The 11,753-nt window shown below is 63.9% G+C and carries 9 protein-coding genes; 4 read left to right on the top strand and 5 right to left on the bottom strand.

Going from position 1 to position 11,753, the window contains the following annotated elements:
• Positions 1-78 precede the first annotated feature (78 nt).
• The 3 genes from J2J99_RS06470 to J2J99_RS06460 all read right to left on the bottom strand — a co-directional run bounded on the left by J2J99_RS06470 (position 79) and on the right by J2J99_RS06460 (position 2,908).
• Positions 79-1,533, bottom strand: a complete 1,455-nt coding sequence (locus J2J99_RS06470; protein ID WP_168294292.1) for a DHA2 family efflux MFS transporter permease subunit — start codon at positions 1,531-1,533, stop codon at positions 79-81.
• A 92-nt stretch (positions 1,534-1,625) separates the two neighbouring features.
• On the bottom strand, positions 1,626-2,006 hold the full coding sequence (locus J2J99_RS06465; protein ID WP_207600953.1) for a hypothetical protein: 381 nt from the start codon (positions 2,004-2,006) through the stop codon (positions 1,626-1,628).
• A gap of 32 nt (positions 2,007-2,038) precedes the next feature.
• The gene (locus J2J99_RS06460; RefSeq protein ID WP_168294293.1) at positions 2,039-2,908 is read right to left on the bottom strand and encodes an SDR family oxidoreductase; all 870 of its coding nucleotides are present in this window, start codon (positions 2,906-2,908) and stop codon (positions 2,039-2,041) included.
• Between the two features lie 103 nt (positions 2,909-3,011).
• Between J2J99_RS06460 and J2J99_RS06455 the strand changes: the two genes are divergently transcribed.
• The 3 genes from J2J99_RS06455 to J2J99_RS06445 all read left to right on the top strand — a co-directional run bounded on the left by J2J99_RS06455 (position 3,012) and on the right by J2J99_RS06445 (position 8,075).
• Positions 3,012-3,905: a LysR family transcriptional regulator gene (locus J2J99_RS06455; RefSeq protein ID WP_168294294.1), complete on the top strand. Its 894-nt coding sequence runs from the start codon at positions 3,012-3,014 to the stop codon at positions 3,903-3,905.
• Between the two features lie 151 nt (positions 3,906-4,056).
• A complete protein-coding gene (locus tag J2J99_RS06450; RefSeq protein WP_168294295.1) occupies positions 4,057-5,559 on the top strand; it encodes a protein adenylyltransferase SelO in 1,503 nt (500 codons plus the stop codon).
• A gap of 176 nt (positions 5,560-5,735) precedes the next feature.
• A complete protein-coding gene (locus J2J99_RS06445; protein WP_168294296.1) occupies positions 5,736-8,075 on the top strand; it encodes a glucose/quinate/shikimate family membrane-bound PQQ-dependent dehydrogenase in 2,340 nt (779 codons plus the stop codon).
• Between the two features lie 326 nt (positions 8,076-8,401).
• Here J2J99_RS06445 and J2J99_RS06440 read toward each other — a convergent pair whose 3' ends face one another.
• On the bottom strand, positions 8,402-10,408 hold the full coding sequence (locus J2J99_RS06440) for a BTAD domain-containing putative transcriptional regulator (protein WP_168294297.1): 2,007 nt from the start codon (positions 10,406-10,408) through the stop codon (positions 8,402-8,404).
• 175 nt (positions 10,409-10,583) lie between these two features.
• Here J2J99_RS06440 and J2J99_RS06435 point away from each other — a divergent pair, with 175 nt between their 5' ends.
• Positions 10,584-10,823 carry a DUF1127 domain-containing protein gene (locus tag J2J99_RS06435; RefSeq protein ID WP_168294298.1) on the top strand — a complete coding sequence of 80 codons (240 nt, stop codon included), beginning with the start codon at positions 10,584-10,586 and terminating at the stop codon, positions 10,821-10,823.
• A gap of 28 nt (positions 10,824-10,851) precedes the next feature.
• Here J2J99_RS06435 and bla read toward each other — a convergent pair whose 3' ends face one another.
• Complete coding sequence (bla, locus tag J2J99_RS06430; protein ID WP_168294299.1) at positions 10,852-11,742, bottom strand: class A beta-lactamase; 891 nt, start codon at positions 11,740-11,742, stop codon at positions 10,852-10,854.
• Positions 11,743-11,753 lie beyond the last annotated feature (11 nt).

The raw sequence follows: 11,753 nt of genomic DNA, 5'->3' as shown, positions 1-11,753 counted from the left end.
CGACCGGCGTGAGGGCCGGCCCATGCGGCGCAAGCCACCGCGGGGGACCGTCTGCTTCTAATGAGAGAAGAGGCGGCGTCAGCCCTCGGCGACGGCGCCATTCGTCCGTTTCGCCTTGTAGCCGCTGATCTCCTCGCCTGATGTCGGCGAGAAGCGCAGGTTCCAGACGGTCGCGGTGATCGAGATGACCGTAACGACGATGAAGGCGGCGGAGAAATCGCCGAGACCAGGCGTTTCGGCGCCTGACAAGGCCATCGATCCATGCAGTGCCAAAGCCCCGATGCAGATGCCGAGCGACAGCATCAGCTGCTGGAAGGTTGTGTAGAAACTCGTGGCCGAGCTCATCCGCTCCCTGTCGATCTCGTCATAGGCAATCGTGTTGTAGGCGGTGAACTGGAATGACAGGAAGAAGGCGCTGAGTATCAGGACGATGAAGATCAGCGGCATCGGCCAATCCGGCCGGAAGGCGGCGCAGAGGCCGTAGCCGATCGTGCCGAGAATGCCGTTGAGGACGAGGCTGCGGCGGAAACCGAGCCGGCTGAAGACGAACTTCGCCATCGGCTTCATGGCGAGAGCGCCAAGCGCGGTGGCGATGACGATCTGCCCGGCGGCGGCCGCCGACAGGCCGAAGCCGATCTGGAAGAGCAGCGGCAACAGGAAGGGCTGGGCGCCCTGGGTGATGCGCGTCAGCGAACCGGCGATGACCGAGGTGCCGAAGCTCGGCACCTTCATCAACGAGAAATCCAGGATCGGCGACGGATGCCGGCGGGCATGCCTCAAATAGGCGATGCCGAAGATGAGGCCGATGGCGATGAGGAAGATCGAGAAAGCGCCCTCGCCTTCGTGGCTCGACATTTCGAAGCCGAAGAGCAGCGAGCCGAGCGAGATGCCGGAGAGGACGAAGCCGATCGTATCGAAGCGGCCGCTCGCCTTGCCCTTGACCTCGTCGATGTAGATCGAGACGAAGATCATGCCGATGATGCCGATCGGCACGTTGATGTAGAATATCCAGCGCCAGTCGAGATAGGTAACGATGAAGCCGCCGAGCGGCGGGCCGACGATCGGGCCGATCAGCGCCGGCACCAGCAGCCAGGACATGGCGCTGACCATATCCTTGCGGGCGACGCTGCGCATCAGCACGAGGCGGCCGACCGGCATCATCATCGCGCCGCCCATGCCCTGCAACAGTCGCGCCAGCACCAGGAAGGGCAGCGTCGGCGCCAGCGCGCAGAGGATGGAGCCGATCACGAAAACGGCGATGGCCGCGCGGAAGACGGTGCGGGAGCCGAAACTGTCGGCCATCCGGCCGCTCGCCGGAATGAAGATCGCCAGGCTGAGGAGATAGGAGGTGAGCGCGATCGACATGGCCGGCGCGCTGACAGCAAAATCGCGCGCCATGGTCGGTAGCGCCGTCGCCAGCACAGTCGCGTCGATATTTTCCATCAGCATCGCACTCGCGACAATCATCGCGATCACCCGGAAATTGGGCGCGGCGCGCCGCACCATCGGCGCCTGGTAAATCTGATCCGACATCGTCCGGGATCACTCGCGGTGGCGCGGCGAAGCACACGAGGCTGCAAGGCCGCGGGGGATGACATGGCATAATGCCAAGGGGAGACAATCTGCTATACGCCCGCGATCATGGCGGCGCTATGTCCTTTATGGCAAAGCAGCTTTGACGAGAGGGAAAAGCAGATCACGATTGCTTGCATCGGCACGATCTTCGTGACGGCGCCCTCCATGCCCGCCAGGCGGGCAGCGGGAGCCGCCTTGTAGTCAACTGCGCCAGGGCGAAGCAATGCGGCAGCTGGATGCTGCCGAAGGGTGACGATCGCGCAGGGATCCCCGCCGGCGAGTGGCCTCGCCGGTGAAATAATTGCACGCTCGCCACCGCATCGAATCCGGTGCAGACCGCGGAGGGAACAAAGGCGCGCGTCTCGCGCCTTCAGCTCCAATCCCTTCCAGACCTGCTCGCAAGCCGAGTGCGAATTCGCCGGAGGTTTCATGGGATCTCCTCGTCGTCGGATCGCGGCTCCGCTCAGGCGGCAGTCGTAATCGCGGCCGCGAAATCGCGGTACGAGCGCAGCGGGCGTCTCAGGATCCCGGTCAGCCGTTCGACGTCGCCCGCCTCTGGAACCATGCCGATGGTAACGTAGCGCTCGGCCATCAGTCGCATCTCATAGGCCATCCACTTAGGCATGAAGCTGGCCATGTTCTGCTCGAAGCCGCTGGGATCATCGCCGCCATAGACGATCGGCCGCCCCAGCAGGTCTGACCAGATCTTCGCCACGTCGGTACCGGTCAGCGTGTCGGGGCCGACCAGATTGATGGTTTCGATCGGGAGCGCACCGGTGGCGCGGTCGCGCCGAATGAGTTCGATTGCGGCGACCTCTGCGATGTCGCGCGCATCGACCATGGCCAAGCCCTTGCCGCCGATCGGCATGGGATAAACGCCGTGGCCCAGGATCACGTCCTTGATCATCAGCTCGTTGTCGATGAAGTAGGTCGGACGCAGGATCGTGGCGCTGAAGCCCATCTGCGCGAGCATGCGCTCGGCGCCGAACTTCACGGCAAAATGGGGCACGTTGACCGCGCGGTCGGCTCCAAACACCGACAGGTAGACCACCCGCTCGATCCCCGCCTCGCGAGCGACATTGAGGGTGATGATCGACTGGGTAAATTCGTCGCCGGTGACGGCATTGAGCAGGAACAGGGTGCGGACGCCTTTGAAGGCGCTGCGCAGCGCATCGATGTCGAGCATTTCGCCTTGAGCGACTTCGACGCCGACAGGGACATTGGCTTTTGAAGCGTCGCGCGTCAGCACGCGGACCTTTGCACCGCGCTGGACGAGTTGGTCGACCAGGTGGCGGCCGACGCGGCCGGTGGCGCCAGTAACGAGAATGGTCATCGGGGTTACTCCGGTTGAGTTCAGTTGACACCAACCAAGTAAGTGATCCAGATTAACACCAATAGACCCGGAATCTGGACACTCTGTCTCGCTGGTGAAACACATGGACCTCCTCGCGCTTGCCGATTTCAATCTCGTAGCCCGCCATGGTGGATTCGGAAAGGCTGCACGGGCAGCGGGCCGTCCGAAGGCGACGCTTTCCCGACGCGTGGCCGAGCTGGAGGCGAATCTCGATCTGCGCCTGTTCGAGCGAGGCGCGCGCACGCTGAAGCTCACGGAGGAGGGACGCGCTCTGTTTGAGCGAACCGGCGCGCTGCTGACCGAGCTCGATGAAACCGCGAAGGCAATTGCCTCGGGAGGGCAAAGCCCGAGGGGTCGGTTGCGGCTCAGTGCACCGCTGCTGTTTTCCCAGACGGTATTGGGAAAGCTCGCGGCAGGATTCGTCCTGAAATATCCCGAAGTTCAGCTCGAAATCACGACGGAAGACAGGGCCGTCGACATGATCGACGAAGCCTATGACCTGGTCATTCGCGTGAATCCGCAGCCGGACGAAAGTCTCGTCGGGCGTGTCTTCTTGCGTGACAGGTTGGTCGTGGTGGCAAGCCCCAAGCTGCCGCGTCCACATGGCGGCGAGCCTGTTCCTGCCATTGTGCGGGGATCGATGGCCGGCGCCGAATCGTGGGCGGTCACGACGCCCGAGGGAAAGTCGCGCCTGACGGCAAAGCCGGTTCTGAGCCTCGCCTCGTTCGTCATGGTTCGAGATGCCGTTCGCGCGGGTCTCGGCGCGGCGCGCCTGCCACTGTCGCTTGCGATCTCCGATCTGGCTGCCGGCACGTTGGCGAACTGGGGCCAGGCGGATGAATTTGAGACGACTCTCTGGGCACTCTATCCGTCACGGCGGCTGCTCAGCGCGCGCGTGTCGGCGTTTCTCGACTATCTGAAAGCGGCCTTTCCGCAGGGAACGCCTGAAGAGCTTGCCGCCTATATCGAACGATGAGCAGGCACGTCGCCGATTCCCCAGCGGACAGCCAAGGACGGCTAGGGCCGCGAAGGCATCTTTAAATCGGCCTTGCTCTCGGCCTTCGCAAGGAGTCCTGGCTTGACAGCAGCGGCTTGCGCTGCGGTCACCGCAGCCCTACCTAAGACTAATGACCTCGACCCCGCAGAAAATCCGGTCCGGCGCGGCCTTTCCGTTCGACAACAGCTATGTCGGCTTGCCCAAGCACTTCTTTGCGCCGCAATCGCCGACGCCGGTGAGCGAACCCTGGCTGATCAAGCTCAACGAGCCGCTGGCCGCCGAACTCGGGCTCGATGTCGAGGCGCTGCGGCGTGACGGCGCGGCGATCTTTTCCGGCAATCTCATTCCCGAGGGGGCCGAGCCGCTGGCGATGGCCTATGCCGGGCATCAGTTCGGCGGCTTCTCGCCGCAGCTCGGCGACGGCCGGGCGATCCTGCTCGGGGAGGTGATCGACCGTAGCGGCAAGCGCTTCGATATCCAGCTGAAGGGTGCCGGGCCGACGCCTTTTTCGCGTCGCGGCGACGGGCGGGCGGCAATCGGGCCGGTGTTGCGCGAATATATCATCAGCGAGGCGATGTTTGCGCTCGGCATCCCCGCGACGCGGGCGCTGGCGGCGGTGACGACAGGCGAGCCGGTCTATCGCGAAGAGGTGTTGCCGGGCGCCGTCTTCACCCGGGTGGCGGCCAGCCACATCAGGGTCGGCACCTTCCAATATTTTGCGGCGCGGGGCGATACCGAAGGCGTGCGGTCGCTCGCCGATTACGTGATCGATCGGCACTATCCCGCGCTGAGAGAAGCCGACAACCCCTATCTCGCACTGTTCGAGGCGGTTTCGGAACGTCAGGCGGCGCTGATCGCCCGCTGGCTGCATGTCGGTTTCATCCACGGCGTGATGAACACCGACAATATGACGGTTTCCGGCGAGACGATCGATTTCGGTCCCTGCGCCTTCATGGATGCCTATGATCCGGCGACCGTCTTCTCCTCGATCGACCAGCATGGCCGCTATGCCTATGCCAACCAGCCCGGCATCGGCCAATGGAACCTCGCAAGGCTCGGCGAAACGCTGCTGCCGCTGATCGACGGTGAGCCGGACTCGGCGGTCGACAAGGCGAATGGCGTGATCCGCGCCTATGGCGAACGGTTCCAGGCGCATTGGCTGGCCGGGATGCGAAAAAAGATCGGCCTTACCGGCGACGAGGATGGCGATCTCGAGCTGGTGCAGGCGCTGCTGTCGCTGATGCAGGCACAGAACGCCGATTTCACCCTGACTTTCCGCCGGCTGTCGGATCTTGCCGGCGACGAGGCCGCGGAGCCCGCCTTTGCCGCCAGTTTCCGCGAGGCGGAAGCCAGCCGCGCCTGGCTCACGCAATGGCGCGAGCGGCTGTCACGCGATCCCCAGACCACCAGCGCGCGCGCCACCGCCATGCGCAGCGTCAATCCGGCCTTCATTCCGCGCAACCACCGGGTTGAACAGGCGATCGAAGCTGCGGTCGAAAACGGCGATTTCTCGCTGTTCGAGGCGCTGCTGACGGTACTTGCCAGGCCTTATGAGAACCAGCCGGATTTTGCCGGCTATGGCGAGCCGCCGAAACCGCACGAACGGGTGCTTGCGACCTTCTGCGGGACGTGAGCGACGTTAGATCCTGCCTCCATTGGGGCCCGCGGCCGTCATTGTTACAACCGTGCCGTGATTTCACCCTGCGGCAAATGCGGCCGTTGAAAGGAATCTCTCTCGCGCTATCTGGCTGATCGGCGGGGCTTTTCCGCCCTTCCTTCACCCGACGAACCTCTGCGGGAGACAGCCTAATGACGATCGTCATCACCTCCATCCTCTTCATCATCATCGGGCTGGCGCTCGGTGGTGGCGGGCTCTGGCTCGTCACGCTCGGCGGCAGCATCTTCTATCTGTTCGCCGGGCTGATTTTTCTCATCACCGCTGGGCTGCTTCTGATGCGCAAGGCGGTGGCGCTCTGGGTCTATGCGGTGCTCGTCGTCGCAGCGCTTGTCTGGGCGGTGTGGGAGGTCGGTTTCGACTGGTGGCAGCTCGGCCCGCGCGGCGGCGTCATCATCTTGCTCGGACTCTGGCTGCTGACGCCATGGATTCGCCAGCCACTCGGCTTTCGCAGCCCGACCGGCATCACCTACGGCGCCAATCCCTGGCCGCTCGCCATACCGGTCATTCTGGCCATCCTCGTCGCCCTTTATTCGATGACGACGGATCCGCATGATCTCGCCGGCGAACTGCCGAAGGATCAGGTCGCAGCCAACCCCGCTTTCGGCGGCAGCGTGCCGGATGGGGAATGGCATCAATATGGCCGCACGCCGTTCGGCCAGCGCTATTCGCCGCTCGACCAGATCACCGCAGAGAATGTCTCCACGCTCAAGGAGGCCTGGCGATACCAGACCGGCGACGTCAAACGGCCGGAGGATATCAGCGAGACCACCTATCAGGTGACGCCGCTCAAGGTGAAGGACACGCTCTATCTCTGCACGCCGCACAATTGGGCGATCGCGCTCGACGCCAAGACCGGCAAGGAGAAATGGAAATACGACGCCAATTCCGGCATGAACCCGAACCGGCAGCATCAGACGTGCCGCGGCGTTACCTATTATGCCGATCCCGATGTGGCGGCTGGCCAGCCCTGCGCCGAGCGCGTCTACCTGCCGACCTCGGATGCCCGGCTGATCGCGCTCGACGCGGCAGACGGGAAGGTGTGCACCAGCTTTGCCGATCAGGGCGTTCTGCACCTGGAAACCGGCATGCGCTTCAACCCGGCCGGCTATTATTATTCCACCTCGCCGCCCGTCGCGGTGGCTGGCAAGATCATCATCGGCGGGGCGGTCAACGACAATTATTCGACCGAGGAGCAGTCCGGCGTCATCCGCGCCTTCGACATCAGGACAGGCGCACTGGTTTGGAACTGGGATTCCGGCAATCCCGATGTGACGACGCCGATCGCCGAGGGCCAGACCTATACGACCAATTCGCCGAACAGCTGGTCGGTCTTCAGCGTCGACGAGGCGCTCGGCATGGTCTACATCCCGCTCGGCAACCAGGTGCCCGACCAGATCGGCATCGGCCGCAGCGACAATGTCGAGAAATTCTCGTCCTCGATCGTCGCCCTTGACATCGCCAGCGGCCAGTTGCGCTGGGTGCGCCAGACCGTGCATCACGACCTCTGGGACATGGATGTCCCGGCCCAGCCGGCGCTAATCGATCTGACCAAGCCTGACGGCAGCGTGGTTCCCGCCCTCGTCGGCCCGACCAAGCAAGGCGATATCTACGTGCTCGACCGGCGCAGCGGCGAGCCGATCATTCCCATCAAGGAGATTCCAGCGCCGGGCGGCGCGGTCTCGGGCGATCATACCTCACCGACGCAGCCGATCTCCGACCTCACCTTCTCGCCCGAGCCGCTGAAGGAAAAGGACATGTGGGGCGTGTCGCTGTTCGACCAGCTGCTCTGCCGCATCGATTTCCACCGCTACCGCTATGAGGGCCGCTACACGCCGCCGTCGCTTAAAGGGACGATCGTCTATCCCGGCAATTTCGGCACCTTCAACTGGGGCTCAGTGGCGGTGGATCCGGAGCGGCAGATCATGTTCGGCATGCCGACCTATCTCGCCTTCACCTCCCGCCTGGTGCCGGCCGCCGACATTCCGCCGCGCGGCCAGGACGAGAAGGGCAGCGAACAGGGGCTCAACCGCAATGACGGCGCGCCCTACGGCGTCTTCATGGGGCCATTCCTCGGGCCGATGCAGATCCCCTGCCAGGCGCCGCCATGGGGCTATGTCGCAGGCGTCGACCTGCGTACCGGCAAGATCGCCTATATGCATAAGAACGGCACTGTGCGCGACATGACGCCACTGCCCCTGCCCTTCAAGGTCGGCGTGCCCGGCATCGGAGGGCCGATGCTGACCAAAGGCGGCGTCGCCTTCCTCGGGGCCGCGGTCGACAACTACCTCAGGGCCTATGACGTGACGAGCGGGCGGGAACTCTGGCGCGCGCGGCTGCCCGCCGGCGGCCAGGCGACGCCGATGACCTATACGACCGACGACAACAAGCAATATGTCGTCATGGTCGCCGGCGGCCACGGCTCGGTCGGCACCAAGCCCGGCGATTATGTGATCGCCTATACGCTGCCATGATGGGAGGCAGCGCCTTGGGCCGCATTCCAACCGATTAAGCGGGTAGAAAGAAATCACTGACTTGGGTGTGTGAGAAGACCCCTCCCCAACCCCAAGGGGGAGGGACCACTCTGCGGCGCCGTCGCATTTCATTCCTGACGGTACAGCATGTGGCGGCGTATGTTAATGGCAGAATCCCGCTGCGGGTTAGCCCCTCCCCCTTGTGGGGTTGGGGAGGGGTCTTCCGGGGCGAACCGGAGATCTGTCCATCATGCCGACGGCCGCGACGACGGGACGACCCTCGAGCGGAAAGCGAATGGGGCGCGGAGGTCTCCTTCGCCGCATGCCTACTCCGGCAACCCCGCCATACGAAGGGCCTCTATATAGCGGTTGCGGTCATCCGGTCGCCGGAACGGTGGGAGAATGTCGGCGAGATTCGAAAGCCGAAGTGCCGGATCCAGCAGGCGCAGGCGCGCAATCGTTTCCCCTGCCTCCGCGTTCCGCCCAGCCATGGCATGGCCGGCCGCCATCACGCGCATCGCGCTCGGGTAGTTCGACTGGTGGCGCAGGGATTTTGCCGCCCAGGCGGCGGCATCGTCGTAGTGCCCGGCGCAGAAGTGAGCCAGCGCGGTGTTAAACTGCCAGGCAAACAGGCGCGGATCCAAGGGGCTCAGGCGCATGGCGAGCGTGGCGTGTTCGATGGCCTTGTCCGGCTCGCCCAGGCAGGCTCTCACCCAGCTGCTGACGCCCAGGGCGGCGCCCAGGTTCGGGTTGAGGAAGAGAGCGCGATCGATACAAGCCGCGCTATCATCGAGGTCCCCGCCGATATAACCGAGCACATATCCGCCGTAGGAGAGCGCGATTGCATCGTCCCAGCCGAGTTCGACGGCCCTTCTCGCCAATCGGGTCGCTTCGGCAATCTCGGTGGCGGCATCAACCATCCAGCCATTGCTCTTTCGGGTCGCGTAGCAGCGCGCCGCCCGAGCATGGGCAATGGCAAAATCCGGATCGCGCTCGATCGCCTTCATGAACAGCCGCAGGGCCTCGTCGACGACCGATCTGTTGGTCACCGTCCGGTCGAAGGCCGCCAGCCCGCGGAGATAATAGTCATAGGCGTCAAGGCTTTCGGTCGGCTTGCGTTTGGCGCGCTCGATCTCCGCCTCCTCCACCTTCGGCGTTATCGCACCGACAATGCTCGATGCGACCTGGTCCTGCAGATCGAACAGGTTCGCCAGCGTCCCGTCGAAACGGTCTGCCCAGAGATGCGCGCCGGTCGAGGTGTCGATGAGCTGTCCGGCGATACGAAGCCGGTCACCCGCGCGGCGCACGCTCCCCTCGACCACATAGTCCACGTCCAACTCGCGCCCGACCCGCTTTATGTCGACGGCCTGCCCCTTGTAGGTGAAGCTCGAATTGCGGGCGATGACATAGAGGTGGCGGAACTGCGCGAGAGCGATCGTGATATCCTCCACAATGCCGTCGGCAAAATAGTCCTGTTCCGCATCGCCGCTCAAATTCTGAAACGGCAGCACCGCAAGGGATGGCCGATCATGATGTTTCGGCGGAGCGGAGAAGGTCTGCAGCGGCAACTCGATTGCGGGCGTGGCCCGCGGATCACCGGATCGCTGCCGCGGTTGCAGCGAGGCAGCCAAGGACGACGTCTCCGCTTCGGGTTCGACATCCATATGCTTCTTCAGGAGAGCCCGGCAGGTCTCGAACTGGCGCAAGGCCATGTTCTCGTGTCCGCGGAGAGTGTGGATCCGCATCAGCGCCCTGTGGGCAGCCTCCGCCGTCGGGTCGGAGGCGAAAAGTCTCTCGGCAAGGCCTTCACAAGGCAATTCTTCCGCGGAGCCTGGTTCCAAGAGGGCAAGGCTCAAACGTTCCACGAGCTGCAGCGCCTTGCGCTGATATGTGCTCCGGTAAGGTGCGAACCACTCACCCAACTCATCCGGAATGGACTCGCCTTCAAGCAGGTCGCCGCGGTAGAGATCCGCTGCGGAGGCGAGATCTGTGCTCGAGCCCGTCCCCAGCATCCGGTCGAAGAGTGAAATGTCGACTTCATCAGGAGCGACAATCAGCGCCACGGTCTCCTGATCCCCTTCGATATAGGCGGTGGCGTCACTGCTTGCCGGGAACGACCGCCTGATATCGACCAGCGCCTGCCGCAAACTATTGCGGGCCTGCTCATCGCTTCGTCCCGGCCAGAAGGCTTCGGAAAGCACCTCCCTGCGACAGCCGCGGCGGCCTGCCAGGGCCAGGGCCGCAAACAGCAGCGACGTTTTGCGCGTGGCGAAGCGGACTTGCCGGTCTTCTCCGGAGGCAACCTCAAGACCGCCTAGCAACCTGATGCGCACAGAAAGCCTCCAGCTTTGGACCGCCGCTGGCAGAATAGCACTTGGGGAGACGGATTTAACACCGATTTAGCGGCGGCGTATCGAAGTTTTCTTCTCCTTTCGCGCCCAGCCGAACAGGCAGAAAACGCTCGCATGGCAGATTTCCACCCGCACATCACAGGTGGGAGATCCGAAAATGGCTCATACGGAAATACAGGCCATCGTCAGCGCGCCGACAAGGCAGTTGCCTGGCCCCATGAACATCATCGCGACCTTGGTCGCTGACCTGCAGGCGTGGCAACGGGCGGTCGCTAGTCGGAAACAATTGGCAGAGCTGACACCCTATCAACTGAGAGACATCGGTCACCCGGAGGCCAATCGGCCGGTGCTCGAAATCGAACCAGGTCTGATCACGAACTTGATGTCGATGCGGTAATCAATTGCTTCTGAAGCGATTTCCTGCGTCACACCATCTCGGTGATCATCTTGCCGACTTCGGCAAAGATCGGATTGAGATCCTTCACCGGCGCAGTCGCCTCGGCGATGTAGACGGCGGCGACGATCGGGCCGCGGTCGGGGGGCCAGATGACGGCGATGTCGCCGAGAGAGCCGTTCGGGCCGGTGCCGGTCTTGTCGCCGACCTTCCAATCGGCCGGCAGGCCGGCCCTCAGCCGCTCCTTGCCGGTCGTGCTTGCCACCAGCCAGGCGATCAGCCTGTCCGAGGACGCCTCGGTCAGCACCGAGCCGAGGGTCACGTTGCCGAGCGTATCCAGGATCGCATCCGGCGTCGTCGTGTCACGCGGGTCGTCCTTCCGGCCTTCGTTCAGCGTCGGCTCGGTGCGGTCGAGACGGGTCGTGCCGTCGCCGATGGAGCGCAGCCAGTCGGTCAGCCCGGCCGGCCCGCCGAAGCTTTCGAGCAGCAGGTTGCCGGCGGTATTGTCGCTGACCGTCACCGCCGCTTCGCAGAGTTCGGCGATCGTCATGCCGTCGGCGCCGGCGTGTTTTTCGCTGATCGGCGAATAGTCGACAAGCTTGTCCTTGCCGTAGCTCACCCGCCGGTCGAGGCTCTCATCGCCCTTGTCGACGCGGGCCAGCACGAAGCCGGCGGCCAGTGCCTTGAAGGTGCTGCACATCGGAAAGGCCTCGCTGCCGCGATAGCCGAAGGAGATGCTGGTCTGGGTGTCGAGCACCGAGACGCCGAGGCGCCCGCCGGTGCGTTTTTCCAGTTCGGCCAAGCGGCGCTCGACATTGTCGTCACCCTCCTCGCTCTTCTCCTCGGCCCTGACGGGAAGCGTGAGCGCAGGCAGGCACAAAGCCGAGCCGATCAGCCTGCGGCGGGTAAGACTGAGATCCATGAATTTCCTCC

The organism is Rhizobium binae (assembly GCF_017357225.1).
GTDB classification, from domain to species: domain Bacteria; phylum Pseudomonadota; class Alphaproteobacteria; order Rhizobiales; family Rhizobiaceae; genus Rhizobium; species Rhizobium binae.
This window is presented reverse-complemented; position numbering and strand designations above follow the sequence as displayed.

Excerpts from the sequence above, each read along its gene's own strand:
- J2J99_RS06470 (WP_168294292.1), bottom strand. The coding sequence starts at position 1,533 with ATGTCGGATCAGATTTACCAGGCGCCGATGGTGCGGCGCGCCGCGCCC.
- J2J99_RS06465 (WP_207600953.1), bottom strand. The coding sequence starts at position 2,006 with ATGAAACCTCCGGCGAATTCGCACTCGGCTTGCGAGCAGGTCTGGAAG.
- J2J99_RS06460 (WP_168294293.1), bottom strand. The coding sequence starts at position 2,908 with ATGACCATTCTCGTTACTGGCGCCACCGGCCGCGTCGGCCGCCACCTG.
- J2J99_RS06455 (WP_168294294.1), top strand. The coding sequence starts at position 3,012 with ATGGACCTCCTCGCGCTTGCCGATTTCAATCTCGTAGCCCGCCATGGT.
- J2J99_RS06450 (WP_168294295.1), top strand. The coding sequence starts at position 4,057 with ATGACCTCGACCCCGCAGAAAATCCGGTCCGGCGCGGCCTTTCCGTTC.
- J2J99_RS06445 (WP_168294296.1), top strand. The coding sequence starts at position 5,736 with ATGACGATCGTCATCACCTCCATCCTCTTCATCATCATCGGGCTGGCG.
- J2J99_RS06435 (WP_168294298.1), top strand. The coding sequence starts at position 10,584 with ATGGCTCATACGGAAATACAGGCCATCGTCAGCGCGCCGACAAGGCAG.
- bla (WP_168294299.1), bottom strand. The coding sequence starts at position 11,742 with ATGGATCTCAGTCTTACCCGCCGCAGGCTGATCGGCTCGGCTTTGTGC.